This is a genomic window from Pantoea sp. FN0305 (assembly GCF_050113845.1).
GTDB classification, from domain to species: domain Bacteria; phylum Pseudomonadota; class Gammaproteobacteria; order Enterobacterales; family Enterobacteriaceae; genus Mixta; species Mixta alhagi.
Genome location: NZ_JBNJSN010000006.1, coordinates 227,606 through 252,994, shown reverse-complemented (window position 1 = coordinate 252,994; position 25,389 = coordinate 227,606). Strand labels below are relative to the sequence as shown.

General features: G+C 54.9%; 21 protein-coding genes. 14 read left to right on the top strand and 7 right to left on the bottom strand.

Annotated features, from left to right (window positions below; genetic code table 11):
• Nucleotides 1–957 (top strand): ATP-grasp fold amidoligase family protein, encoded by a 957-nt coding sequence (locus ACQE3Y_RS14025; RefSeq protein WP_426973151.1) that lies wholly within the window; start codon nt 1–3, stop codon nt 955–957.
• Nucleotides 958–1,025: 68 nt separating this feature from the next.
• Here the strand turns inward: ACQE3Y_RS14025 and ACQE3Y_RS14020 are convergent, their stop codons facing one another.
• Complete coding sequence (locus tag ACQE3Y_RS14020) at nt 1,026–1,307, bottom strand: YjcB family protein (RefSeq protein WP_085069703.1); 282 nt, start codon at nt 1,305–1,307, stop codon at nt 1,026–1,028.
• 539 nt (nt 1,308–1,846) lie between these two features.
• On the opposite strand from ACQE3Y_RS14020, the gene ACQE3Y_RS14015 reads away from it, so the two are divergent.
• On the top strand, nt 1,847–3,127 hold the full coding sequence (locus tag ACQE3Y_RS14015; protein ID WP_426981920.1) for a diguanylate cyclase domain-containing protein: 1,281 nt from the start codon (nt 1,847–1,849) through the stop codon (nt 3,125–3,127).
• 38 nt (nt 3,128–3,165) lie between these two features.
• Here the strand turns inward: ACQE3Y_RS14015 and soxS are convergent, their stop codons facing one another.
• A complete protein-coding gene (gene soxS / locus ACQE3Y_RS14010; RefSeq protein WP_250651039.1) occupies nt 3,166–3,594 on the bottom strand; it encodes a superoxide response transcriptional regulator SoxS in 429 nt (142 codons plus the stop codon).
• An 88-nt stretch (nt 3,595–3,682) separates the two neighbouring features.
• Between soxS and soxR the strand changes: the two genes are divergently transcribed.
• From soxR to ACQE3Y_RS13990, 4 genes are all read left to right on the top strand, one after another.
• A complete protein-coding gene (gene soxR / locus ACQE3Y_RS14005) occupies nt 3,683–4,150 on the top strand; it encodes a redox-sensitive transcriptional activator SoxR (protein WP_085069709.1) in 468 nt (155 codons plus the stop codon).
• A gap of 41 nt (nt 4,151–4,191) precedes the next feature.
• Nucleotides 4,192–4,860: a glutathione S-transferase gene (locus ACQE3Y_RS14000; protein WP_426981919.1), complete on the top strand. Its 669-nt coding sequence runs from the start codon at nt 4,192–4,194 to the stop codon at nt 4,858–4,860.
• A 263-nt stretch (nt 4,861–5,123) separates the two neighbouring features.
• Nucleotides 5,124–6,473 carry an NCS2 family permease gene (locus ACQE3Y_RS13995; RefSeq protein WP_085069713.1) on the top strand — a complete coding sequence of 450 codons (1,350 nt, stop codon included), beginning with the start codon at nt 5,124–5,126 and terminating at the stop codon, nt 6,471–6,473.
• 207 nt (nt 6,474–6,680) lie between these two features.
• Nucleotides 6,681–8,330, top strand: coding sequence for a Na+/H+ antiporter (locus ACQE3Y_RS13990; RefSeq protein WP_426973155.1), 1,650 nt, complete (start codon nt 6,681–6,683; stop codon nt 8,328–8,330).
• Nucleotides 8,331–8,357: 27 nt separating this feature from the next.
• On the opposite strand, the gene ACQE3Y_RS13985 is transcribed toward ACQE3Y_RS13990, so the two are convergent.
• Entirely contained in the window at nt 8,358–9,260 is a 903-nt protein-coding gene (locus tag ACQE3Y_RS13985) for a LysR family transcriptional regulator (protein WP_426981918.1), read from the bottom strand.
• Between the two features lie 107 nt (nt 9,261–9,367).
• Between ACQE3Y_RS13985 and ACQE3Y_RS13980 the strand changes: the two genes are divergently transcribed.
• Both ACQE3Y_RS13980 and ACQE3Y_RS13975 read left to right on the top strand, forming a co-directional pair.
• A complete protein-coding gene (locus ACQE3Y_RS13980; RefSeq protein WP_426973157.1) occupies nt 9,368–9,793 on the top strand; it encodes a CidA/LrgA family protein in 426 nt (141 codons plus the stop codon).
• Complete coding sequence (locus ACQE3Y_RS13975; protein WP_426973159.1) at nt 9,786–10,487, top strand: LrgB family protein; 702 nt, start codon at nt 9,786–9,788, stop codon at nt 10,485–10,487. The genes ACQE3Y_RS13980 and ACQE3Y_RS13975 overlap by 8 nt, the downstream gene beginning before the upstream one ends.
• 81 nt (nt 10,488–10,568) lie before the next feature.
• On the opposite strand, the gene actP is transcribed toward ACQE3Y_RS13975, so the two are convergent.
• The 3 genes from actP to acs all read right to left on the bottom strand — a co-directional run bounded on the left by actP (nt 10,569) and on the right by acs (nt 14,624).
• Nucleotides 10,569–12,230 carry a cation/acetate symporter ActP gene (actP, locus tag ACQE3Y_RS13970; protein WP_426973161.1) on the bottom strand — a complete coding sequence of 554 codons (1,662 nt, stop codon included), beginning with the start codon at nt 12,228–12,230 and terminating at the stop codon, nt 10,569–10,571.
• Nucleotides 12,230–12,538, bottom strand: coding sequence for a DUF485 domain-containing protein (locus ACQE3Y_RS13965; RefSeq protein ID WP_085069725.1), 309 nt, complete (start codon nt 12,536–12,538; stop codon nt 12,230–12,232). Before ACQE3Y_RS13965 ends, actP begins: the two co-directional genes overlap by 1 nt.
• Nucleotides 12,539–12,668: 130 nt before the next feature.
• Complete coding sequence (gene acs / locus ACQE3Y_RS13960; RefSeq protein ID WP_250651031.1) at nt 12,669–14,624, bottom strand: acetate--CoA ligase; 1,956 nt, start codon at nt 14,622–14,624, stop codon at nt 12,669–12,671.
• A 511-nt stretch (nt 14,625–15,135) separates the two neighbouring features.
• On the opposite strand from acs, the gene gltP reads away from it, so the two are divergent.
• The 4 genes from gltP (at nt 15,136) to ACQE3Y_RS13940 (ending at nt 21,151) form a co-directional block, all read left to right on the top strand.
• Nucleotides 15,136–16,437 (top strand): glutamate/aspartate:proton symporter GltP, encoded by a 1,302-nt coding sequence (gene gltP / locus ACQE3Y_RS13955; protein WP_426973164.1) that lies wholly within the window; start codon nt 15,136–15,138, stop codon nt 16,435–16,437.
• Between the two features lie 162 nt (nt 16,438–16,599).
• Nucleotides 16,600–17,517: an N-acetylmuramic acid 6-phosphate etherase gene (gene murQ, locus ACQE3Y_RS13950; protein ID WP_426981917.1), complete on the top strand. Its 918-nt coding sequence runs from the start codon at nt 16,600–16,602 to the stop codon at nt 17,515–17,517.
• A gap of 292 nt (nt 17,518–17,809) precedes the next feature.
• Nucleotides 17,810–19,354 (top strand): methyl-accepting chemotaxis protein, encoded by a 1,545-nt coding sequence (locus ACQE3Y_RS13945; protein ID WP_426981916.1) that lies wholly within the window; start codon nt 17,810–17,812, stop codon nt 19,352–19,354.
• 159 nt (nt 19,355–19,513) lie between these two features.
• Nucleotides 19,514–21,151 (top strand): dihydroxyacetone kinase subunit DhaK, encoded by a 1,638-nt coding sequence (locus tag ACQE3Y_RS13940; RefSeq protein WP_426981915.1) that lies wholly within the window; start codon nt 19,514–19,516, stop codon nt 21,149–21,151.
• A 172-nt stretch (nt 21,152–21,323) separates the two neighbouring features.
• Here ACQE3Y_RS13940 and sbmA read toward each other — a convergent pair whose 3' ends face one another.
• Nucleotides 21,324–22,550: a peptide antibiotic transporter SbmA gene (gene sbmA / locus ACQE3Y_RS13935; protein WP_426981914.1), complete on the bottom strand. Its 1,227-nt coding sequence runs from the start codon at nt 22,548–22,550 to the stop codon at nt 21,324–21,326.
• Between the two features lie 312 nt (nt 22,551–22,862).
• Between sbmA and ACQE3Y_RS13930 the strand changes: the two genes are divergently transcribed.
• Nucleotides 22,863–23,603 (top strand): gluconate 2-dehydrogenase subunit 3 family protein, encoded by a 741-nt coding sequence (locus ACQE3Y_RS13930; RefSeq protein ID WP_426981913.1) that lies wholly within the window; start codon nt 22,863–22,865, stop codon nt 23,601–23,603.
• Between the two features lie 2 nt (nt 23,604–23,605).
• The gene (locus ACQE3Y_RS13925; RefSeq protein WP_085069742.1) at nt 23,606–25,387 is read left to right on the top strand and encodes a GMC family oxidoreductase; all 1,782 of its coding nucleotides are present in this window, start codon (nt 23,606–23,608) and stop codon (nt 25,385–25,387) included.
• The last annotated feature ends 2 nt before the right edge of the window (nt 25,388–25,389 follow it).

The following is a 25,389-nucleotide window of genomic DNA, read 5'->3' as shown; positions in this document are numbered from 1 at the left end:
ATGTCTAAGTTTAAAGATGAATTAAGAAGAAGCGTTCTTTATTTTGTTAAGAAAATGCCGTGGGCATATCAGGACCGCATTCACTATTTTCGTAAATTTAAAAGACTACCCAACATCCGTGAACCCAAGCTGTTTAATGAGAAGGTTCTGTATCGTAAGTTTGTCAACGGCGACTATGCCCGTTACGGCAAACTCTCCGATAAGTTCACGGTACGCGATTATATTGCTGAAGCGATTGGCGAAGAGTATTTGATCCCACTGGTGCATGAAACCAGCGATCCGACGACGCTGCTGAGCTTGCCTGGCCTGAAGAACACGGTGGTTAAGCCTAACCATGGTTCTAACATGGTAGAAATTTTGTTAGAAGAGCCTGATAGCCTGCAAAAGCAGCTGATCATTAATCGTTGCCAGGAATGGCTGCGTAAAGACTTTTCTGAAGAAGCGCGCGAAATTCATTACCGTTATATTAAGCCGCGCATTCTGGTTGAGCAGTATATCGGCGATGGGAAAAGTGCGCCGATCGATTATAAGTTCCACATGTTCAATAAAAAGGACGGTAATTTTGAATATGTGCTGCAGGTGATCTACAACCGCAGCAATCCGGCGTTGTCGATGAACTTTTACGTTAACAACCTAAAAGAAGCCTGGTACAAAATTCGCGATACGGGTCTTGACCTTAATGGAGTGATGCCGAAGCTGGAGCACGCATTAGCGTTAAGTAAAACCCTGGCGAAAGATTTCGATTATGTTCGTGTGGACTGGTATATCCATGAAGAGCAGGTGTGGTTTGGCGAATTAACCTTTACGCCAGGCGCAGGATTGGTTACCGGCCTCGACCGTGGACTGAATCGGATGATGGGTGAAATGTGGTTGCAGGATCATATCACGCAGCCAACGCCAGGCGCTTCGCCGGATGTGACCGACGTAACGCTGCCGGCGATACTAAAAAAAGTATAGTGGTATTCGGCTGGGTGAATAATAAAAAAAGCGAGCCAGCAAGCTCGCTTTTTTTATCAGGCAATTAATCAGGGCATCGGCCATGCAGGTGGCGTCTGGCTCATGATATTAATAAATGCCTCTTTGGTGATGTTCAGGAAATTATTGAAATTTTCCATACTGAACGTCATCCCCAATAGACCAGCAACAAACCAGCAGGTCAGGCCCACGCCAATGCCGCTAAAAACAAAGGCCATTACCGGATGGCTTGTCTGACGACATTTTGTTTTAAAAGTGCTGGCGAAAAACATTAGTACGGCGCTCAGCAATTCCCAACGCATTACAACAAGGCTGGCGGTAAGCGTAGCCATAATATGCAACCCCTGTGTCTTATCAACCCTGACGCCTGGAAGGAAAAGACAGCGATAAAGATGTCAGGAAGTCTTTATCGGTCATAAACGTAGAGTACTAAAGTGTGATTTGGGTCACATTATAACACTAGATTTTAAAATTTGAACAAAATTTACACCGGCAAAAACGGCTGTTAGCCGTTTAAAAATTAATCGCAGACCAGCACAAAGCGGCGCTCCAGGATGAGTCCTAATCAGACACATTATCGACGAGCAAAAAGAATATAACTAATTGTTTTATCGGCGAATTACAGAGCGATCACCTGCTTTGAGATGAATCTGACCGTCCGTCTTATTGTACCGGGCATGGCATTCAGTCAGTCTTTTTCGAAGTTGCGGGCGCAACCGCTTCGCCCTTTTTATGCACGCCGCTAGCGCTGCGTCTGCCCCTATTATTCAGGACCTATTTATGACCAGGTTGCTTTCTGCTGCTGACATCGGTCTCAGGCATCGCCCACAGCCCAGCACATCGTTTCCCGGCCTCTGTTACGGAGGACGATGTGATTAAATCTCACCCTCACTTTTCTGAAACCGCTCCGGCGATCGCGCGTCCCACACTGCGCAAATCGCTGCAGCGTATTCATCTGATCATTATCGTTGTTTCCATGACGATTTCCTGCATCTCTTTGTCCACGCTTTCCCTGATTGCGTTACGTAACTATGCAGAAAATAACCTGGAGCTATTGGCCTCAACGCTGAGCTATACGGTGCAGTCGGCAGTAATAAAAGGCGACGGACAGATTATCCGCGAAGCGCTGGCGGAAATTGGCGGGCGTGGCTGTCTGGCCGACGGACGGGTGTATGACGGACAGGGGCGGTTATTAGCCAGCTGGCATGAGGCCTCGCATCAGAGCAAAAACGGCCTGGAACGCCTGATTGCGCGCTGGTTTTTTCCGCAGCCGATGAGTATACCGGTGATGCATGGTGGGGAAGAGATTGGAAAGATCTGGCTTATCGGTAACGCCAGTCAGGTTATCCAATATATCTATAAAACGCTTGCCTGGCTGGCTGCCAGCCTGCTGACCACGGCAACGCTGGCTTCACTGCTGTCGCGGCGGATGCATGCCGGGATTATACAGGCGCTGCAAAGTATTACCCTGGTAACCCAGGATGTACGGCAGCGTCGCGCTTTTGGTCGCCGGGTTCCTGCTGCTGAAATCGCTGAGCTACAGGCGCTCAGCCATGATTTTAATTGCCTGCTGGCGGAGCTGGACGAATGGCAAAGCCATATGAAGCGTGAACATGACTATCTGACGCATCAGGCCAGTCATGACAGCCTGACCGGCTTAATGAACCGTATCGCATTTGAACAGGCGCTGACTCAGGCTTTTGCTGATAACGCGCAGCGACAAAGGCTGGCAGTGCTGTTTATTGATGGCGATCGCTTTAAGCAGATCAATGATACATGGGGACATGCGGCAGGCGATGCCATTATTACCGCCACCGCACAGCGGCTGCGCGCGCAGGTAAGAAAAACAGATATCGTGGCGCGCCTCGGCGGCGATGAATTTGCGGTTCTGCTGCGTAATATCACTGAGCCGGAGGAGATAGCCACGGTAGTCGAGCATCTGATGATCAGCATGGAAAGTCCGCTGCTTTTGCCGGACGGCGAGCCAATTATCTGGTCGGTGAGCATTGGCGCAGCGATGGGAAAAAATGCGCGATCCACAGAAGGGTTACTGGCTCAGGCAGATGCTGCTATGTATCACATCAAATCGCTGGGCGGCGGATGGTACTTATCGCCGCTGCTACAAAGCCATCCACAGGCTGAAATAGCCTGAAAGCGGCCCGGCAAACGCGCCGGGCCTGGCTTACGCTTTTAACCGCTGACCGGGCAGCAGATGCCGGTGGTACGCTGGGCGTAACTGCCAATAACATCGTTACGATTATAATTAACGGAACGCTGACGCAGCGCGCTTTGACGACGCATGCTGTGGCGATAGGCCGTGGGCGTTTGTGAAAACTGACGGCGGAATACGCGCGAAAAAGTTTGCTGCGAGTCAAAACCATACTGCATCGCAATATCAAATACCGGACGCTGGGTCAGAGTAAGAGCTTCCGCCGCCAGCGTCAGCCGACGCTCGCGAATATAGCTGCCCAACGTCTGTTTCGTTACGGTACGGAACATACGTTGCAAGTGCCATTTTGAGTAGCCTGCTTTGGCGGCGACTTCATCGATGGACAAGTTTTTATCTAAGTTCTGATCAATCCAGTCAGTCAGAGAATGAATAATGTCGTTATGCATCATGACTACGTCCTTCTGATGAGATTTTAAGCGTTGCGGGTTAATGGGGTGGGAGTATAATTCCTCAAGTTAACTTGAGGTAAAGCGCAAAATGAAAAAAAACAGTTCTCCCAAACCGGTACTGACGCCAGGCGAAGTGGCGAAACGTAGTGGGGTAGCGGTTTCCGCGCTGCATTTTTATGAGGCGAAAGGGCTGATCGCCAGCACGCGCAATGGTGGAAATCAACGGCGCTACAGCCGTGATGTGCTGCGCCGCGTGGCAATCATTAAAATTGCCCAGCGCATCGGCATTCCCCTGGCGACGGTTAGCGAAAGTCTGGCGCATATGCCGGTCGAAAAGCGTATTTCGCCTAAAGCCTGGGAAGAACTCACAGAGCAGTGGCGCGCCGAGCTAACGAAACGGATCGAGACCCTCACGCACCTGCGTGACGATCTTGACGGCTGCATCGGCTGCGGCTGTTTATCGATGCGCGACTGTCCGTTGCGCAACCCCGGCGACCGGCTGGCGGAGAAGGGCACCGGCGCGATCCTGCTCGATCCACAGCGCGAAGAGGAGTAGCCGCTATACTGGAGGCTGGCGCTTAACCACAGGAATCGGTCATGATCGTTGTCCATCATCTCAACAACTCCCGTTCTCAGCGCATCCTCTGGCTACTGGAAGAGCTGGAGCTGCCCTATGAAATCCGGCGCTATCCGCGTCAGGCAAATATGCTGGCGCCGGAGGCGCTGAAACAGGTGCATCCGTTGGGGAAAGCGCCGGTTATCAGCGACGGCAATCGCGTAGTGGCTGAATCGGGCGCGATTCTGGAATATCTGGCGGACCGCTACGATGCCCAACAGCGGTTGACGCCGCAGAATGAAGAGGAAGCGTTGCAGAGTCGTTACTGGCTGCACTATGCGGAAGGGTCGCTGATGCCGCTGGTGGTTATGCGCCTGATCTTCAGCAGAATGGGCAAGCCGCCGGTGCCCTGGCTGTTGCGTCCCATCGGCGCAGCCTTCGGTAACGGCGTGCGCAAAGGCTTTATTGATAAGCAGCTGGCCACGCATCGTGAGTTTATCGAGCGACATCTGACTACCCATAGCTGGTTCGCTGGCGAACGGCTTACGCTGGCGGATTTTCAAATGAGCTTTCCTGTTCAGGGGCTGGCGGCGCGCGGCGGGTTGAATAATATGCCGGCAACGCAGGACTGGCTTGCTAACATTATGCGTCGTCCCGCCTGGCAGCGCGCCATTCAGCAGGGCGGCGAACTCGATCTGGCGGCGGAGTAGCCAGATAAAGAGGACGTAACGGCTCTTCCTTGCGAATTATCCTGGTTCAGGCGTAAACAGCAGTTGAAAATATGCCCGTAAAGGCAGGATAATCGTTTGCCTTTTTACAGGCCACTATTGCGGCCTAATTCGCGCGGCGAAGTAATCGTTTGCTTTTTTTACTGGCGTCTTCTGTTCATTTCACGCCAGCATCTATCCAGGGATATAAAAACGGTGCGTTCTGTCGCCGCGCAGGCTGTCATCCAAAAATAATGAGGTTTTTCATGTCGACTCCAACACAACCCGCGCGTCGCTCGCTTGATAGCTGGTTCCAAATTTCTGCGCGCGGCAGCAGCGTGCGTCAGGAGATCCTGGCGGGTTTAACCACCTTCCTGGCGATGGTCTATTCGGTGATCGTAGTACCGGGAATGCTGGGTAAGGCGGGCTTTCCGCCCGCTGCGGTGTTCGTTTCCACCTGTCTGGTGGCCAGTTTTGGTTCCATTATTATGGGGCTGTGGGCAAACCTGCCGATGGCAATCGGCTGCGCCATCTCACTGACCGCGTTTACCGCGTTTAGCCTGGTACTGGGGCAGCAAATCACCATTCCGGTGGCGCTGGGCGCTGTTTTCCTGATGGGCGTACTGTTTACCCTGATCTCCGCCACCGGCATTCGCGCCTGGATTTTGCGTAACCTGCCGATGGGCGTGGCGCATGGTACCGGCGTTGGTATTGGCCTGTTTTTACTGTTAATCGCTGCAGACGGCGTTGGCCTGGTGGTAAAAAATCCTGCTCCCGGTCTGCCGGTGGCGCTGGGGGATTTTACCTCTTTCCCGGTTATGATGAGCCTGCTGGGTCTGGCGGTGATTTTCGGTCTGGAAAAACGCCGTGTGCCGGGCGGCATCCTGCTGACAATCATTGCTATCTCTTTGATTGGTCTGGCGGTGGATCCGGCGGTCAGCTTTAAAGGGTTGTTTGCCATGCCCAGCCTGCGCGACGCAAATGGTCAGTCGCTGCTGTTCAGCCTGGATATTGGCGGCGCGTTGCAGGCGGCGGTACTGCCAAGCGTACTGGCGCTGGTGATGACGGCGGTATTTGATGCCACCGGCACGATCCGCGCCGTGGCCGGACAGGCTAACCTGCTGGATAAAGACGGGCAGATCATCAGCGGCGGCAAAGCGCTTACCACCGATTCGGTTAGCAGTATTTTTGCCGGCCTGGTCGGGGCATCACCGGCGGCGGTCTATATCGAATCGGCAGCCGGAACCGCAGCGGGCGGTAAAACCGGCCTGACGGCGATTGTAGTCGGTCTGCTGTTTTTGTTGATCCTGTTTATGTCGCCGCTGGCCTATCTGGTTCCGGCCTACGCCACCGCTCCCGCGCTGATGTATGTCGGGCTGTTGATGTTGAGCAACGTTGCGAAAATCGACTTTAATGATTTTGTCGATGCGATGTCCGGCCTGCTGACGGCAGTGTTTATCGTGCTGACCTGTAACATTGTTACCGGCATTATGCTGGGCTTCGGCGCGTTGGTGATTGGTCGTATATTTGCTGGCGAATGGCGTCGGCTGAATATTGGCACCGTGATTATCGCTATCGCTCTGGTGATCTTCTATGCCGGAGGTTGGGCGCTTTGATCGTCCAGGCGCGGCCGCAGTGCCGCGCTTTCCTTTATCTTTCCGTCACTTTCCTCTGATTTCTTTCATCTACAAAGAAATATCCTGAAGCGTAAACGATCGCACGCCATGTTTTTAACAGCTCGATCGTTTTGTTTTACACTGCTACGGGGTAACCCCAGGGTAATCGATTCACATATGCCTGTTGGAAGAGGCTATAAGGAAAGCATGGAAATCTTTTTTACTATTCTCATTATGACGCTGGTGGTGTCACTGTCCGGCGTTGCCGCCCGTATTATCCCGTTCCAGATCCCTCTGCCGCTGGTGCAAATCGCCGCCGGTGCGCTATTGGCATGGCCAACCTTTGGCCTGCATGTGGATTTCGATCCGGAACTGTTCCTGGTACTGTTTATTCCGCCGCTGCTGTTTGCCGACGGCTGGAAAACGCCGGTCAATGAGTTCCTGCATCATGGTCGGGAAATCATGGGACTGGCCTTAATGCTGGTACTGATTACGGTTGTGGGTATTGGCTATCTGATCTACTGGATGGTGCCAGGCATTCCGTTAGTGCCCGCCTTTGCGCTGGCAGCGGTGCTGTCGCCGACCGATGCCGTGGCCCTTTCCGGTATTGTTGGCGAAGGCCGTATTCCCAAGAAGATTATGTCGATACTACAGGGTGAAGCGCTAATGAATGACGCTTCCGGCCTGGTATCACTGAAATTTGCCGTCGCGGTGGCGATGGGAACCATGGTCTTTACCGTCTCCGGCGCGACGGTGGAATTTTTTAAAGTCGCGATCGGCGGTCTGCTGGCGGGCGCTGCGGTCTGCTGGATATTTGGTAAATCGCTGCGTCTGTTCAGCCGCCTGAGCGGTGACGATCCCGCAACACAAACCGTACTGCTGCTGCTGCTGCCGTTTGCCTCTTATCTGATTGCGGAGCATCTGGGCGTATCGGGTATTCTGGCGGCCGTGGCGGCCGGTATGATGATCACCCGTTCCGGTATTATGCGTCGTGCGCCGCTGGCGATGCGTCTGCGCGCCAACAGTGTCTGGCAGATGCTGGAATTTGTGTTTAACGGCATGGTGTTTTTGATGCTGGGCCTGCAGTTGCCGGGCATTCTGGAAACCTCCATTACCGAAGCCAATGCTGATCCTAACGTTGAGCTGTGGATGCTGTTTACCGACATCCTGCTGGTTTACGCCGCCTTGATGCTGGTGCGTTACGGCTGGCTGTGGGTCATGCAGCGCATCAGCAAGCGTTTCCTGAGCAAAAAACCCATGGAGTTCAGCAATTACAGTTCGCGTGAATTGCTGATCGCCTCCGTAGCGGGTGTTCGCGGTGCGATTACGCTGGCTGGCGTGCTGTCGATTCCGCTGTTTCTGCCTAACGGCGAGGCGTTTCCGGGGCGTTATGAACTGGTATTCCTCGCAACCGGCGTTATTCTGTTCTCGCTGTTCGTGGGCGTGATTGTTCTGCCATTACTGCTGCGCGGGATTGATGGCATCGACAAGTCCGTACATCGCCGTGAGCTACAGCAGGCGCGGGCGATCATGGCGGGCGTGGCGATTGACAGCCTGTATAAGATGGAAGAGCGGCTGGCGCATGACACGGAAGAGAATGTGGATAACGAGCTGCTTAAAGAGGTGAGCTCGCGCGTGATCGGTAATCTGCGTCGTCGTGCTGACGGGCAGGGCGATCTGGATAATGCCCATATCGCCGAAGAGCTGGAACGCCGCTTCCGACTTACTGCGCTGCGCGCCGAACGTGCCGAACTTTATCATCTGCGCGCCACGCAGCAGATCAGCAATGAAACCATGCAACAACTGTTGCGCGATCTCGATCTGCTGGAAGCGCTGCTGGTAGAGAAAGATCATTAAAAGCGGCAGGCGGGCACCTTTGCCCGCCTATACCCACAGGGTCGGCGCATCGCCCGGCCAGTATTCACGGCAGCAGTCAATCCACGCCTGCGCGCTGCGGGAAAGATAGCTGCCTTCTCGCCAGATCAATCCCAGCGTCCACGCCAGTTCCGATTCCAGCGGCAGCCACAGCAGCGATTGCTTATCCAGCCGCTGACAGATCGGCTCTGGTAAAATCGCCACTCCCATCCCCGCCTGCACCATCGACGCCAGAAAATCCCATTGTCCACTGCGTACCGCGATCCGCGGCGTCAGGCCTTCACGCTGGAAAGCCTGCTTTAGCTGCCGGTTAAGCGAAAACTCTTCGTTAAAAATCAGCAGCGGGTGCCGGGTGACCTCCGCCAGCGAGACGCTGGTACGCTCCAGCCAGGGCGCGGCGTGCGGCACCAGCACGCACAGCGGATGGCGCATTAGCGTCAGCGTGTTGAGCGGTAGCTGTTCATCTATTGGCAGGGCGGTAAGCGCTAAATCCAGGCTGCCGGAGAGAACCGCTTCCTGCACCGTCAGCCCGCCGGACTCAACGATTTTTAACGTAATGCCGGGATAACGCTGGCGAAATGCAGAGACAGAACCGGCAATTTGCATACCGACCATAGGCGGCACGCCCAGCCGCAGCTCACCGGTTTTCAGCTGATTGATATCGCCAATTTCCTGCTGCAGCTGTTTGAACTCCTGCAAAATCATCAGGCCGCGTTGATAAACCACCTGACCGCTGTCGGTCAGGTGTAGCCGACGGCCTTCACGCAGCAGCAGCTTGCAATTCAGTTCATCCTCCAGCTGACGCAACATTTTGCTGATGGTTGGCTGCGTCACGAATAGCGCTTCAGCCGCGCGGGTAAAGCTTTGCTGACGCACCACCTCAACAAAGTAGCGTAACGCCCGAACATCCATCAACTATTCCTTTTATGCATACTTTGGATAATTTTAATTCATTTTTTTCACCCTTTGCCAGCGCCGTATACTGACAGTCATCACAGAAACAGGGGGAGAAAATCAAAATGGCTCTGGCCTTAAGCCCGCAGAAAACGGGATGGTTGCAACGTTTGCAGGTGCCTGTACAGGTCGCTATTTATGTCGGCCTGTTTATCTGCGCGCAACAGCTGGTGAGTTGGCTGCATCTGCCGCTACCCGCCAATATTGTTGGTATGCTGCTGCTGCTGGCGCTGTTGGCGTTGCGCATCATGCCACTGAAATGGGTCAAGGCGGGCGGCAACTGGCTGCTGGCAGAGATGCTGCTGTTCTTTGTTCCGGCGGTAGTCGCGGTGGTCAACTATGGCGATCTGCTAAAAACTGAGGGCTGGCGTATCTGCGTAGTGATTGCGCTAAGCACCCTGATGGTGCTGGCGGCAACGGCGCTGGTGGTGGACAGAGTTTACCGGCTGGAGATCTGGCTGGCGCAACGTAAGCAGGCGCGCCATGAATAATCTCATTATTAGCCTGCTCTGTTTTATCGCCACGCTATGCATCTACTTTCTTAATAAACGACTCTACCGCCGCTGGCGCAAACTGCTGCTGATGCCGCTGGTGCTGACGCCGCTGCTGCTGGTGGGCATGCTGCTGGTGATGCATATCTCCTGGCAGAACTATATCAGCGAGAGCCGCTGGCTGCTGTGGTTACTTGGCCCGGCGACCCTGGCGTTTGCGGTGCCGGTCTATGAAAACCAGAGCATTATCCGCCAGCACTGGCTTTCGCTGTCGGTTGGCGTGGTCACCGCCACGCTGGTGGCCGTATGCAGTTCGGTCTGGCTGGCGCGTCTGCTGGCGCTGCCGGAAATTATCCAGCGCAGCCTGGCGATACGCTCCATCACTACCCCTTTTGCGCTGGCGGCGGCAAAGCAGGTAGGCGGACAGCCCGATCTGGTGGCGCTGTTTGTGGTGCTGACTGGCGTATTCGGTATGGCGGTCGGCGACGTACTATTTCTGCGGCTGGCGGTAAAACAGGGCATGGCCAAAGGTGCAGGTTTTGGTGCCGCATCACACGGTGCCGGTACCGCGCGCGCTTATGAACTGGGGCAGCAGGAAGGCGTGGTCTCCAGCCTGGTCATGATGCTCTCTGGCGTGGTAACGGTGATCATCGCGCCGCTAATTGGTCAACTGATGTGGGCCGCAGCCCGGTAGCAGGCGCCTTAACGGCGAGGCTAAATAAAAACAGGGCCCGTAGGCCCTGTTGTAAAGGATGATAAAGTTGGAGCGTGACGATCAGTGCGTCTTGCCCTGATCGATACCCAGCCCGGTTTGTGAACGAACAAACTGCGAGTGGAACAGCTGACGCTCCTGGGCGCCTTGCGCCGAATGGTCGGTGACAGAGAACAGCCAGGTGCCGATAAAGGCTGCCAGCATCGAGAACAGCGCCGGATACTCATACGGGAACACCGGAGATTCATGTCCCATCACCTGAACCCACACGGTAGGGCCGAGGATCATTAGTATCACCGCCGTCAGCAGACCCAGCCAGCCGCCCACCATCGCACCGCGCGTGGTTAGCCTCGACCAGTACATCGAAAGCAGGATAATCGGGAAGTTACAGCTGGCGGCGATAGAGAAGGCCAGCCCCACCATAAAGGCGATATTCTGTTTCTCAAACAAAATACCCAGGGCAATAGCCACTACACCCAGCACCAGCACGGTGATTTTCGATACGCGCAGCTCCTCGCGTTCGTTGGCCTGCCCCTTACGCCATACGCTGGCATAAAGGTCGTGCGAAACCGCAGAGGCGCCGGCCAGCGTCAGTCCGGCGACCACCGCCAGAATAGTGGCGAACGCCACCGCAGAAATAAAGCCGAGGAAGGTGCTGCCGCCGACCGCATTCGCCAGATGCACCGCTGCCATGTTGTTGCCGCCAATCAGCGCACCAGTGGCGTCTTTAAACATCGGATTTGCACCCACCAGCAGGATCGCGCCGAAACCGATAATAAAGGTCAGGAAATAGAAGTAGCCCATAAAGCCGGTGGCCCAGAACACGCTTTTACGCGCCTCGCGGGCATCGCTCACGGTAAAGAAGCGCATCAGGATATGGGGCAGCCCGGCGGTACCGAACATCAGTCCCAGCCCCAGCGACAGCGCTGAAATCGGATCGTTTACCAGCCCGCCGGGACGCATAATTGCCTGGCCGTTAGGGTGTACTGCCATCGCCTCGGTGAACAGCGTATTGAAGCTGAAGCCGACCGTTTTCATCACCATAATTGCCATAAACGACGCGCCGAACAGCAGCAGCACCGCTTTGATAATCTGCACCCAGGTGGTGGCCAGCATGCCGCCGAACAGCACATAGAGCACCATCAGAATGCCCACCAGCACCACGGCAACGTGATAATCCAGGCCAAACAGCAACTGGATCAGTTTGCCCGCGCCCACCATCTGGGCAATCAGGTACAGCGCCACCACCACCAGCGAACCGCAGGCGGAAAGCGTGCGGATCGGTTTCTGCTGTAAGCGGTAAGAGGCCACATCGGCAAAGGTATAGCGCCCGAGATTACGCAGCCGTTCGGCAATCAGAAACAGAATGATCGGCCAGCCGACCAGGAAGCCCAGCGAGTAGATCAAACCATCGTAGCCGGAGGTGTAGACCAGCGCGGAAATACCCAGAAACGAGGCGGCGGACATAAAGTCGCCGGCGATCGCCAGCCCATTCTGAAAACCGGTAATATTGCCGCCGGCGGTATAGTAGTCGCTGCGCGATCGGGTGCGTTTCGACGCCCACCAGGTGATCCCCAACGTACCGGCGACAAACACCAGAAACATGATAATCGCCTGGTAGTTCGTTCCCTGTTTTTGCACTGCGCCAGTCAGCGCGTCGGCAGCCAGCAGCGGCAGCGGAAACAGCAGAGCGAGCCCCGCCGTAAAGCGTTTTAGCCCGTTCATTATTTCACCTCATCAAGGATCTGTTTGGTCAGACGATCGAACTCGCCGTTGGCACGCCAGACATAAACGCCGGTGAGCAGAAAAGAGATAACAATCAGGCCGACGCCGATGGGAATACCGCGCGTGACGTTGGTGCCTTCATGCAGCGGGGTTCCCAGCCAGTCGGGCGCAAAGGCGATAAGCAGAATAAAGCCAACATACAGGATGAGCATGATAATGGTGAGAAGCAGCGCAAAACGCTGGCGCTTTTGCACCAGCAGTTTAAAGCGCGCACTCTTCTCTATTCGGGCATAGATAGCGTCGTTCATTACAGCGTCTCCAGAGGTAAGAAAAGCGCAAAGGATTTTTTATCGTGTTATGACGTCTGTTTTTTCCCGGCTGGCAGAACCCGCCGAGTCGCGTGCTGACTACGCCGGGCGGCCCTGAACCGCCCGCCGATTATGGCATGGTAATCCCCTGTTTTTCCTCGAGCAGTTTTTCCACCACGCCGGGATCGGCAAGCGTCGAGGTATCGCCCAGGTTGCTGGTATCGCCCGTGGCGATTTTGCGCAGAATACGTCGCATAATCTTGCCGGAGCGGGTTTTTGGCAGTGAATCAGTCCAGTGCAGGATGTCGGGCGTAGCGATCGGCCCAATCTCTTTACGCACCCAGTTGCGAACCTCCGCATAAAGCTCCGGCGTTGGTTCCTCACCGTGGTTCAGCGTGATATAGGCGTAAATCGCCTGTCCTTTAATTGAATGAGGAATACCCACCACGGCCGCTTCGGCGATTTTGGCATGGGATACCAGCGCCGATTCAATTTCAGCGGTGCCCAGACGATGCCCGGAAACATTCAGCACATCATCCACGCGACCGGTTATCCAGTAATAGCCATCTTCATCGCGTCGCGCGCCGTCGCCGCTGAAGTACATATTTTTAAAGGTAGAGAAGTAGGTTTGCTCGAAGCGTTCATGATCGCCGAACAGGGTGCGCGCCTGGCCCGGCCAGGAATCAACAATGACCAGGTTGCCCTCGCAGGCTCCCTCTTGTGAATGACCCTCGTTATCCACCAGCGCAGGCTGAACGCCAAAGAAAGGTCGGGTGGCCGATCCCGGTTTCAGCTCAGTAGCGCCGGGCAGGGGAGCGATCATAAAGCCGCCGGTCTCGGTCTGCCACCAGGTATCCACTATCGGGCAGCGGCTGTCGCCAATTTTTTTGTAATACCACTCCCAGGCTTCCGGGTTGATAGGTTCCCCCACCGATCCCATGATACGCAGCGAAGCGCGGCTGGTGCCGGCAATCGCCTTGTCGCCTTCCGCCATCAGAGCGCGGATCGCCGTTGGCGCGGTATAGAGTAGCGTTACCTTATGTTTATCAACCACTTCCGCCATGCGGCTTGGCTGCGGCCAGTTGGGCACGCCTTCAAACATCAGCGTCGTGGCGCCACAGGCCAGCGGACCGTAAAGCAGATAGCTGTGACCCGTGATCCAGCCAACGTCAGCGGTACACCAGTAAACATCGGTCGGATGATAATCAAACACATACTTAAAGGTCGTGGCGGCATAGACCAGATATCCGCCGGTGGTGTGCAGCACGCCTTTCGGCTTACCGGTAGAGCCGGAGGTATAAAGGATAAACAGCGGATCTTCAGCGTTCATCTCTTCCGGCTGATGATGGGCGCAGGCGCTGTTCATCAACTCATGCCACCAGCAGTCACGGCCGTTTTGCCAGTTAATTTCATTACCGGTGCGCTTCATCACCACCACATGATTAATGGTGGTAACGCCCGGATTTTTTAGCGCGTCATCAACATTTCTCTTTAAAGGAATGGTACGACCTGCACGCACACCCTCATCGGCAGTGATCACCAGTTTCGCGCTGGAGTCGATAATACGACCCGCCACCGCTTCTGGCGAAAAGCCACCGAAAATAACCGAATGCACCGCGCCGATGCGTGCGCAGGCCAGCATCGCGATCGCCGCTTCGGGCACCATCGGCATATAGATAGCAACGACGTCGCCTTTGTTAATATTCAGTTCTTTAAGAACGTTAGAGAAGCGGCAAACCTCGCGATGTAGATCGCGATAGGTCAGGGTTTTACTTTCTCTGGCGTCATCGCCTTCCCAGATAATTGCCGGATGATCGCCACGCTCATGCAGATGCCGGTCAAGGCAGTTGGCGGCCAAATTCAGCGTGCCGTCTTCGTACCAGCGAATGCTGATATTTCCGGGAGCAAAGGAGGTATTTTTAATTTTGCTATAGGGCTTAATCCAGTCCAGGATTTTGCCCTGTTCGGCCCAGAACGCGTCGGGGTCCTGCACCGATTGTTGGTACATTGCCTGGTACTGTTCCGCATTAATCAGGGTGTTTTCCGCAATATTGGCGGGAACGGGATGCTTAATTATTTGGCTCATGGCTGATCTCCTTGAAGTTGTTAATAATATGTCAATCAAAGGTTAATGACAGCGAGAGGCAGCGCTTTGTTTCCTTTTTGCGCGATAGATCACGGGAATAGTAAATGCGATGAAAAATGCAGGATTTTTATTAGTCTGATGGCAAAACGATAACGCTTCACCTTCTGATTAAGTGTAGGTAATGGCGCGCTGAATTGTTGAAAAAAACAGCAAACGGTATCGCTGCGTTAATGCATAGCTATGCTAAAAGCACGGCCTATATTACTTTTCATAACATAGAGTTAGTGTATCAATAACCTAAAGGCATTTATCTTGCCCTGGCACAATCAGACGAAACAGCGTGTCGGAAAGGTTGCTTTTCGCCCGTTGATAATGGTACTTATCAACGGCCCTTTTCCGGGCGATACCATCAATAACCCTCGATTTTACCGGACTTTGTCCCTTTCCCTTATATGTGTCAGCGTCCGCGCTTCCCAGGCGAAATCAGGGTTTGTTAAGGAAATGAAACACTATGAAAGGTTTTAAAATCAGCCTTGCCTGGCAAATACTGATTGCATTGGTGCTGGGTGTCATCGTTGGTGCGATTTTGCATAACCAGCCTGAGGATCGTGAATGGTTAATCACCAATATCCTCTCGCCCGCCGGTGATATCTTTATTCATCTGATCAAGATGATTGTTGTGCCTATTGTTATCTCTACCTTAGTGGTGGGTATTGCTGGTGTAGGCGACGCAAAGAAGCTTGGACGCATCGGCGTCAAAACCATTGTCTACTTTGAAGTGATTACCACCATTGCCATCGTGGTAGGAATTACCCTGGCGAACGTGTTTCAGCCTGGCACCGGCATTGATATGTCGACGCTGGCAACGGTGGATATCTCTAAATATGAAGCCACTACCGAACAGGTACAGAGTGGAGCGCACAGCCTTGTTGTCACCATTTTGTCGCTGATCCCACAGAATATTTTCGCTGCGATCGCCAAAGGCGATATGCTGCCGATTATCTTCTTCTCGGTGCTGTTTGGTCTGGGCCTTTCATCGCTGCCGTCCGAGCATCGCGATCCGCTGGTGAAGGTGTTCCGTTCGGTTTCGGAGACCATGTTCAAAGTCACGCATATGATCATGCGCTATGCGCCGATTGGCGTGTTTGCGCTGATTGCCGTGACCATTGCTAACTTTGGTTTCTCCTCGCTCTGGCCGCTGGCGAAGCTGGTGCTGCTGGTATACGCCGCTATCCTGTTTTTCGCCTTCGTGGTGCTGGGCACGGTGGCGCGTATGTGTAAGCTGAAAATCACCACGCTGATGCGTATCCTGAAGGATGAGCTGATCCTCTCTTACTCAACCTCCAGCTCGGAAACGGTGCTGCCGCGTATTATGGAGAAGATGGAAGCCTACGGCGCGCCGAAAGCCATTACCAGCTTTGTGGTGCCAACCGGTTACTCCTTCAATCTGGACGGCTCTACTCTGTATCAGAGCATTGCGGCGATTTTTATCGCTCAGCTCTACGGAATTGAGCTTTCGCTGATGGATGAGATCGTGCTGGTGCTGACGCTGATGGTGACCTCAAAAGGCATCGCTGGCGTACCGGGCGTCTCGTTTGTGGTGCTGCTGGCGACGCTGGGTAGCGTTGGCATCCCGCTGGAAGGGCTGGCGTTTATCGCTGGCGTCGATCGCATCATGGATATGGCGCGTACCGCGCTGAACGTAGTGGGCAATGCGCTGGCGGTACTGGTTATCGCCAAGTGGGAAGATCAGTTTGATAACGCCCAGGCGAAAGAATACGAACAGCAACTGCGGCTACAAACCGCACGTTAACAGGCTGTTAGCCTCAACGCCGCCCTGGTATCATGCCCGGGCGGCGTTTTTTTTCGCCCGCAGCAAACCGTTCCACTGCGTACAGTTTCATTCTGATAACGAGTTGCTCATTATAGAGCGTCTAAACCGGTTTGCTGCATGAGCGTATACAAGGGAGTTGCTATGAGTCTCGATCTGTCACGTATGATCACCGAAAGCCGCAATCCGGCCAGTGAAAACATTGATGAACTGGCAACGGAGGCGATGCTGCGCGTTATTAATAATGAAGATAAAAAGGTGGCGCTGGCCGTCGAGGCGATCGTGCCGCAGATAGCGCAGGCGGTAGACGCCATCACCGCCGCCTTTCAGCGTGGAGGCCGCCTGATTTATAGCGGCGCAGGTACCTCAGGACGCCTGGGTATTCTGGATGCAAGTGAATGCCCGCCAACCTTTGGTACCCCGCGTGAGCAGGTTATCGGGCTGATTGCAGGCGGACATCGGGCCATTTTACAGGCGGTGGAAAACGCGGAAGATAATGCAGATATGGGCGCGGCGGATTTACAGTCTATTCAGTTTAGCGAACGGGATGTGCTGGTTGGCATTGCCGCCAGCGGGCGTACACCCTATGTGCTGGGCGCGCTGGATTATGCCAAACGTCAGGGGGCCGTTACCGTGGCGCTGACCTGTAACCCTGACAGCGAGATGGCACGCGTGGCGCAGATTGCCTTAACGCCGGTTGTTGGGCCGGAAGTGGTAACCGGCTCATCACGCATGAAGGCCGGAACCGCACAGAAGCTGGTGCTGAATATGCTGACCACCGGCGCGATGATCCGCAGCGGAAAGGTCTTTGGTAATCTGATGGTGGATGTGGAAGCCACTAATCAGAAGCTGGTGCAGCGTCAGATTAATATTGTCCGGCAGGCGACCGACTGTAGCGCTGAAGCGGCGCAGGCGGCACTGGCGGACTGTAACGGCCACTGTAAAACCGCCATCCTGATGGTGCTGGGCCAGCTATCAGCGGCGGAAGCTACCCACCTGCTGGCGCAGAATCAGGGATTTATTCGTCAGGCGCTAAAACAGGCGCTTGCGCAAAACCTGTAATTTCTCACGGGCAGCTAACGCACAGGGCTTAACAGGTTAGCTGCTTCACCCTGCTTTTTATCCCTTTCATCACGCGCCTTCTCTTACCCTAAATAAAATCTTATAGATGGAATTAACCCCACTCTGCGCTGCATTTTTCGGCAAGCGCCTGCCGTCATGCTTAAATCGGGGCTGCTATCGGCGGGCAGCGCTTTTTTTCCGCTAAAGATCCGCCTGTCAGATGCCGAAACTATAAAAAAACATAATCTATTCACTGTTTCTGACTTTGTGCCCCGTTCAAGGAATTGATTTCATGCGTAACAACCAGCCCGTCACTCATCAGGAGTTTGCGTTTAGCGATGACGCAACGCTGATGTCCACCACCGACCTTAACAGCCACATAACCTATGCCAACGATGCGTTTATTGATGTCAGCGGCTTTACGCCGGAAGAGATCAATGGTCAGCCGCATAACATGGTGCGGCACCCGGATATGCCGCCCGAAGCCTTTGCCGATATGTGGGCCACGCTGAAGCAGGGGCTGCCCTGGTCTGCGCTGGTAAAAAACCGGCGTAAAAACGGCGATCACTATTGGGTACGGGCCAACGCTATTCCGGTGATGCGCAATGATGCCGTGCATGGCTATATGTCGGTGCGTACTAAACCCTCAGCGGCGGAAATCGAGGAGGCGGAAACGCTGTACGGCGATTTTCGTAGCGGAAATCACAAGGGCCGTAAACTGCATCAGGGACTGCTGGTTTACCGTGGCTGGCGACGCTGGCGCTCAATGTTCAAGACCATGCCGCTGCGTTGGCGTATTCGTTCTGCGCTGCTGGCGCTGCTGCCGTTAACTATCGCTGGCGTCTGGGGGCTGGGCGTGACGGCAGGCGCGCTGGGGATATTCAGCATCGGCATGGCTTTGCTGCTGTTCCTTGCCAGCGCCTGGCTGGAGCAGCAGATTTCGCGTCCTCTTGAGCGGGTCTGTCAGCAGGCGCTCAACGTTGCCACCGGCAACAGCCATAAAGTTGACTTGATGGATCGGGTCGATGAGATCGGCACCACGCTGCGTGCTATCGGTCAGCTTGGTCTGATGTTTCGCTGGCTGGTCGATGACGTGAGCGGGCAGGCGATCAATGTCATGAGCGCCAGCGATGCGATGGCGCGCAGCAATGATGAGCTAAGCCAGCGCACCGAACAGGCGGCAGCTAACGTCCAGCAAACCGCCGCCACCATGAACCAGATGACCTCCACGGTAAAAAGCAATAAAGAGAGCGCGGCAGAGGTAAACCAGCTTTCTATTACCACCAGTCAGGCGGCAGAAAAGGGCGGCGAGTCGATGCGTGAAATGGTAAACACCATGAGCGAAATCGCGGAAAGCGCGAAAAAAATCGCCAGTATTATCAGCGTTATCGATAGCATCGCCTTCCAGACCAATATTCTGGCCTTGAATGCGGCGGTTGAGGCGGCGCGCGCTGGCGAGCAGGGCAAAGGGTTTGCGGTGGTGGCCGGTGAAGTGCGGAATCTGGCAAGCCGTAGCGCCAAAGCCGCCAGTGAAATCAAAACGCTGGTAGCAGCCAGCGTGAAACGGGTGGAAACCGGTACCGGGCAGGTCAATCAAACCGGCAGCACTATGCAGGAAATTGTTGGGCGGGTGCAGGATGTTTCAACGCTGATTGGTCAGATTAGCGCCGCCACGGCGGAGCAGGCCACGGCCCTGAGTGAGGTAAGCCAGGCGGTAGAAAATCTGGACGATATTACGCATCAAAACGCGGCGCGTGTACTGGAAGGTGCGGAGGCATCAGGTCGCATGACGCGCCAGGCTACGCGGCTGGTCGAAGCGATCAGCGTTTTTCGCTAACGCGCTCGCCGGGCGATAAGCCCGGCGATTCACGTTTTCCCATGATTAATCTCTGCATGCGCCCGCGTTGCGGATATTTGCTATCGAATCTCTGACAGCTTCAACTACAGTTAAGCTTTGCGCCGCTGCGTCTGGGCGAAACAACACAGAGAGGAAACCATGAGTCAGTTTTTCATGAACGAAAAAAGCGAACTGGTGAACGAAGCGATCGAAGGTGCGTTAATCACCACGCCTTTCCATAACCTGAGCCGACTGGCTGCCGGAGAAGGTATTCGTGTAGTGGTGCGCAACGACTGGGATAAGCGCAAGGTGGCGCTGATTTCCGGCGGTGGCTCCGGTCATGAACCTGCGCACGTAGGCTTTGTGGGAAAAGGCATGCTGACCGCCGCCGTATGCGGCGATGTTTTCGCCTCGCCCAGCGTCGATGCAGTGCTTAGCGCGATTATTAATGTTACCGGTGAAGCGGGCTGCTTGCTGATCGTAAAAAACTATACCGGTGACCGCCTGAATTTTGGTCTGGCGGCAGAAAAAGCGCGGGCGCTGGGTTACAAAGTTGAGCTGGCGATCGTTAAAGACGACATTGCGCTGCCGGACAATCCACAGCCGCGCGGCCTGGCCGGAACCGTATTGATTCATAAGCTGGCCGGTTACTACGCTGAACAGGGCGCTTCGCTGGAAGAGGTCACACAGCGCGCTCAACAGGCTATCGCGGATACCGCCAGCATAGGGCTGGCGTTTGCCACCTGCCATATTCCCGGCGAGCCGCAGGACAACCGCGTAGCGGAAGGGGAAAGCGAACTGGGCATGGGTATTCATGGCGAACCGGGTGTAACAACGCTAAAAACGCAGAACAGTCGTGAAATAGTGCAGATCATGATGGAAAAACTGGCAGAAAAGGTGCCGAACGAGAAACAGGCGCTGCTGCTGCTCAACAACCTCGGCGGTTTCTCAATGCTGGAGTCAGGCGTACTGGCGCGGGAAGCGCTACGGTCACCGCTGGCAAACCGGCTGAGTCACCTGGTTGGCCCGGCGACGCTGGTCAGCTCGCTGGATATGAAGGGTTTTTCCCTGACCACGCTGTTGCTGGATCAGGAACGGCTGCGCGCGCTGCAGGCACCGGTAGAAGCCAGCGGCTGGCAGCCGCTGCAACAGCTAGCTACGCCGTCAATAATAAAGGGCGAAGAGATTAAACGTCCGCCGCAGGCACAGCCCTCTGCAAACGCCGCCGTACAGCGCGTGGTGGACAACGTATGTCAAACGCTGGTGGATCTCGAAAGCGAGCTGAATAAGCTGGATGCCAAAGTAGGCGATGGCGACACCGGTTCTACCTTCGCGGCAGGCGCACGTAAGATCCTGCAGGCCAGCCAGCAACAGGCGTTACCTTTTAATGAACCTGCACGTTTGCTGACGCTGGTGGGTGAACAGCTGGCGGTGGTGATGGGCGGTTCCAGCGGCGTGCTGATGTCGATTATGTTCACTGCTGCCGGACAGCAGCTGGAAGAGGGCCAACCTTTGCCGCAGGCGCTGATGGCCGGACTGGAGCGTATGAAACACTACGGTGGTGCCCGCATTGGCGATCGCACGTTAATTGATGCGCTGGAACCGGCGCTACAGGCGCTGGTGGAAGGCAAAGGGCTGAGCGAGGCCGCCGCTGCCGCGCGTCAGGGCGCAGAATCAACGGCCAGCATGAGCGCGGCGAAAGCCGGGCGCTCTTCCTATCTGAACCAGGAGAGTTTGAACGGCGTTAAAGACCCAGGCGCATACGCCGTTGAGCGCGTGTTCGCTGCGCTTAATTAATGCTGCGTGGTTCGCTGCGCTCAGCCAGGCGTGCCGTCAGTTGAGTAACATACTGGCGCTGCGGCGTAACCCGTAGCGCCAGATTGATATTTTCCATGACCCCGGTGATTTCTGCCATTTCGGCGCTGAGCTTGCCGTTTTCGTACAGTCAGCGATAGCGCTGAGCACGCAATCACTCCGTGAGTTTTGCCGCTATGGTTTCGCCTGCGATAATGCGCTCAAAGCTACGCAACCGTTTGTAAATGGACATCAGGGAGACCAGCGTTGACCAGGAGGCGATCAGATACTGAAAAGAGGCGCGCACCTGATCGAAAACATTGGTGATTTGCTGCAGCAAACCCAACGTCAGGGTGCCAGCAATAATCGCCGGAAACAGAATAAACACGCCAAAAACATTATCAACCTGCAGGTAAAGAATGCGGATAACGTTGAAATAAAGATAATGAAACCACAGGCGAAAATAGTTATAGCGCACCTGGCTAAACAGCTGTTTTACCGTGGGTGGGGCGGCACGTTGAGGATCGTCCTCGCCATAAACCAGCTCTTTACGCCAGGCGGCTTCCACCCGTTGATTACGAAATTCCAGACCCGGCAGCTTGATTCCTACCAGCGCCAGCAGTGCGGTGCCAAACAGCGACCACATCAACGCCGCTACCACCAGTCCGTAGGGCATTGCACCCAGCAGCGGAACGCTTTTGACATGCTTCGACAGAGTGACCAGCACCGGTAAAAATGCTACCAGCGTCATAATGGCCTGAATCAGGCCCACGCCCCAGGATTCCAGCGTGCCGGAAAAGCGCATGGTGTCATCCTGTACACGCTGTGCGGCCCCCTCAACGTGACGCAGCTGCGACCAGTGCGCCATATAGCGGTTGTTCATCGCCGTGCGCCAGCGAAATACCCAGTGGCTGATAAAAAAAGCGTTAAGCACGCCGATGACCACCGCTATCAGTGCAATGCTAAGGAAAGCGCCAATTTGCTGATAAAAAGCCGCGAGCGATACCGAGCCCGCCTTGCTCAGAGCGCGCTGAATTAAATCGTAAAACGGGCCGTACCAGGCGTTAATCGCCACGCCAACCTGCACATCAAACCAGGTCATAAACAGAATCAGCGCTGAACCCAGCACTGACCAGCGCTGCCATGGATGAGGGCTAAAAATAAACCAGCCTGCGGCAAACAGCGCCGTTGTTAGGGCGAAATAGAGATAAAACCACAGCTCACCGGGCTGAACAAAGCGCCAGGCATTATCCGGCAGCGGCTGACTGGCATAAGCGGCGAACGTCGCCAGATGAAATACCAGCTGACTGGCCTCGGTAAACCAGAACACGATCGCTATCAGGCTGAACAGCGTCGCGGTGCTGAAAAACAGCACAGGTCGGGGGAAAAAACAGCTAAACATAAGCACTCCACAGTAAGGATGGCTCTGTTATAGCCTGTGCGATGTTAATCGTCTGTGGAGGGTTGTGACCAGCCGTTACAGAGGGGCTTTTACTGAGCGCGGCAGCGCAAGAGAGATGTCAGCTTAATGTTAAAAAAATTGTGGTGTTTTGTTTTTTGAAGCTAAAGATTTTACAAAATAACTGTTACAATGCGCGCCTTTGTTACCGGTAACAAAACGTTTACTGCCGGAAAAACCCTTCAGTTACTGATAATTACAATAACGATCAGGATCAACAGTTGCGCCGTTAGCAACGAGCGCTAAGGCAATGTCATGTCGCAAAACAAAACAAGCACTTCAAGGCGGGATTTTCTCCTGAAAACCATCACCCTGGCACCAGCCGTGGCGATGGGCACCACCGGGATCGCATCATTTGGACTCAGCAATGGCGCGCAGGCCACCGATAGCGCGCCGCCGGCCGGGCCGCAAACCGCTCGTGATTATCAGCCCGTCTGGTTTTCTGCCGAGGAGTTTGCCTTTATTAAGGCGGCGGTCGCCCGGTTAATTCCGGCTGACGAACGTGGCCCCGGCGCGCTGGAAGCTGGCGTTCCGGAATTCATTGATCGGCAGATGAACACGCCATACGCCACCGGCAATAACTGGTATATGCAGGGACCATTCGATCCTGATGCGCCGAAAGAGCTGGGCTATCAGCTGCCGCTGGTACCGCAACAGATCTATCGCCTTGGTATTGCAGAAGCGGACGCCTGGGCGAAACAGCAACATGGCAAAGCCTTTGCTGCACTGACGCCAGCGCAGCAGGACGCGCTGCTGAGCGAGTTTGAAAGCAACAAGGCCAGCTTTAAACAGCTGCCAGCAAAAGTTTTCTTTGCTTATCTTCTGCAAAATACCCGCGAAGGCTTTTTCTGCGATCCGCTGCACGGCGGCAATCAGCACATGGTGGGCTGGAAGCTGATCGGCTTCCCGGGCGCACGCGCTGACTTTATGGACTGGGTGGAGCGCGGCGAGCGTTATCCCTTCCCGGCGGTATCGATTCGTGGAGAAAGAGCATAAGCATGGCAAACCAGATGAAAAAAGTAGACGCGGTGATTGTCGGCTTCGGCTGGGCCGGATCGATTATGGCGAAAGAACTCACGGAAGCAGGATTGCAGGTCGTGGCGCTGGAACGCGGTCCGCACCGCGATACTTACCCGGACGGCGCTTATCCGCAGGTAATTGATGAACTCACCTATAACGTTCGCAAAAAGCTGTTCCAGGATCTGTCGAAAAGCACCGTGACCATTCGTCACAATCCTTCCCAGACCGCACAGCCCTACCGTCAGCTGGCGGCGTTTTTACCCGGCACCGGCACCGGCGGCGCTGGCCTGCACTGGTCGGGCGTCCATTTCCGTGTCGATCCCATGGAGCTGCGGATGCGCAGCCACTATGAGGAGCGTTACGGCAAAAACTTTATTCCGGAAGGGATGACGATTCAGGATTTCGGCGTAAGTTACGACGAACTGGAACCCTTCTTCGACAAGGCGGAAAAAGTGTTCGGTACCTCCGGCTCGGCCTGGAGTATCAAAGGCAAAGTGGTCGGACAGGGCCGTGGCAACCCGTTTGCCCCCGATCGCTCGGACGATTTCCCGCTGCCGCCGCAGAAACGCACTTATTCCGCGCAGCTGTTTGCCAAAGCGGCTGAGTCTGTGGGCTACCATCCTTACGATCTGCCTTCGGCAAATACCTCTGCGCCTTATACCAATCCCTATGGCGCGCAGATGGGCCCGTGTAACTTCTGCGGCTACTGTAGCGGCTACGCCTGCTACATGTATTCCAAGGCTTCGCCCAACGTCAACATCTGGCCAGCGCTGCGCCAGGAGCCGAAGTTTGAGCTGCGTGATAACTCGCATGTGCTGCGCGTTAATCTGACTGACGATAAAAAACGTGCCACCGGCGTAACCTATGTGGATGCGCAGGGCCGCGAGGTTGAGCAGCCGGCGGATCTGGTGATCCTTTCCGCCTTCCAGTTCCATAACGTGCATCTGATGCTGCTTTCCGGCATCGGTAAGCCTTACAACCCAATCACCAACGAAGGCGTGGTGGGACGTAACTTTGCCTATCAGAACATCTCTACCATCAAGGCGTTCTTTGGCAAGGATGTACATACCAATAACTTTATCGGCGCAGGCGGTGCGGGCGTGGGCGTGGACGATTTCAACGCCGATAATTTTGACCACGGTAAATATGGCTTTGTGGGCGGATCGCCTTTCTGGGTTAACCAGGCGGGCGTGAAGCCGATTTCCGGCTTGCCGGTGCCGCAGGGCACGCCTGGCTGGGGTAGCAAGTGGAAAGCGGCAGTGGCCGATCACTATACGCACCATGTTTCTATGGATGCGCACGGCGCGCACCAGTCTTACCGCACCAACTATCTCGATCTGGATCCGAACTATAAGGATGCCTTTGGTCAGCCGCTGCTGCGCATGACCTTTGACTGGCAGGACAACGACATCAAGATGTCGCAGTTTATGCACGGCAAAATGCGCAAAATTGCCGAGGCGATGAATCCAAAAGAGATCATCGGCGCGCCAAAAGTGCAGGGCACCCATTTCGATACCACGGTTTATCAGACCACGCATATGAATGGCGGCGCCATCATGGGCGAAGATCCGCAAACCAGCGCGGTGAACCGCTATCTGCAAAGCTGGGATGTGCCGAACGTTTTTGTGCCGGGTGCGTCCGCTTTCCCGCAGGGACTGGGCTATAACCCAACCGGCATGGTCGCCGCGCTGACTTACTGGTCGGCCAGGGCAATTCGTGAACAGTATCTGAAAAACCCCGGACCGCTGGTGCAGGCATAAGG

Bases quoted from the DNA above. Each gene is read 5' to 3' on its own strand.
- ACQE3Y_RS13965 (WP_085069725.1), bottom strand. From the start codon at position 12,538: ATGAACGACGCTATCTATGCCCGAATAGAGAAGAGTGCGCGCTTTAAA.
- sbmA (WP_426981914.1), bottom strand. From the start codon at position 22,550: ATGTTTAGCTGTTTTTTCCCCCGACCTGTGCTGTTTTTCAGCACCGCG.
- ACQE3Y_RS13975 (WP_426973159.1), top strand. From the start codon at position 9,786: ATGAATAATCTCATTATTAGCCTGCTCTGTTTTATCGCCACGCTATGC.
- acs (WP_250651031.1), bottom strand. From the start codon at position 14,624: ATGAGCCAAATAATTAAGCATCCCGTTCCCGCCAATATTGCGGAAAAC.
- soxR (WP_085069709.1), top strand. From the start codon at position 3,683: ATGAAAAAAAACAGTTCTCCCAAACCGGTACTGACGCCAGGCGAAGTG.
- ACQE3Y_RS14020 (WP_085069703.1), bottom strand. From the start codon at position 1,307: ATGGCTACGCTTACCGCCAGCCTTGTTGTAATGCGTTGGGAATTGCTG.
- gltP (WP_426973164.1), top strand. From the start codon at position 15,136: ATGAAAGGTTTTAAAATCAGCCTTGCCTGGCAAATACTGATTGCATTG.
- soxS (WP_250651039.1), bottom strand. From the start codon at position 3,594: ATGATGCATAACGACATTATTCATTCTCTGACTGACTGGATTGATCAG.
- ACQE3Y_RS13985 (WP_426981918.1), bottom strand. From the start codon at position 9,260: ATGGATGTTCGGGCGTTACGCTACTTTGTTGAGGTGGTGCGTCAGCAA.
- ACQE3Y_RS14025 (WP_426973151.1), top strand. From the start codon at position 1: ATGTCTAAGTTTAAAGATGAATTAAGAAGAAGCGTTCTTTATTTTGTT.
- ACQE3Y_RS13925 (WP_085069742.1), top strand. From the start codon at position 23,606: ATGGCAAACCAGATGAAAAAAGTAGACGCGGTGATTGTCGGCTTCGGC.
- ACQE3Y_RS14000 (WP_426981919.1), top strand. From the start codon at position 4,192: ATGATCGTTGTCCATCATCTCAACAACTCCCGTTCTCAGCGCATCCTC.
- murQ (WP_426981917.1), top strand. From the start codon at position 16,600: ATGAGTCTCGATCTGTCACGTATGATCACCGAAAGCCGCAATCCGGCC.
- ACQE3Y_RS13930 (WP_426981913.1), top strand. From the start codon at position 22,863: ATGTCGCAAAACAAAACAAGCACTTCAAGGCGGGATTTTCTCCTGAAA.
- ACQE3Y_RS13980 (WP_426973157.1), top strand. From the start codon at position 9,368: ATGGCTCTGGCCTTAAGCCCGCAGAAAACGGGATGGTTGCAACGTTTG.
- ACQE3Y_RS13995 (WP_085069713.1), top strand. From the start codon at position 5,124: ATGTCGACTCCAACACAACCCGCGCGTCGCTCGCTTGATAGCTGGTTC.
- actP (WP_426973161.1), bottom strand. From the start codon at position 12,230: ATGAACGGGCTAAAACGCTTTACGGCGGGGCTCGCTCTGCTGTTTCCG.
- ACQE3Y_RS13940 (WP_426981915.1), top strand. From the start codon at position 19,514: ATGAGTCAGTTTTTCATGAACGAAAAAAGCGAACTGGTGAACGAAGCG.
- ACQE3Y_RS13990 (WP_426973155.1), top strand. From the start codon at position 6,681: ATGGAAATCTTTTTTACTATTCTCATTATGACGCTGGTGGTGTCACTG.
- ACQE3Y_RS13945 (WP_426981916.1), top strand. From the start codon at position 17,810: ATGCGTAACAACCAGCCCGTCACTCATCAGGAGTTTGCGTTTAGCGAT.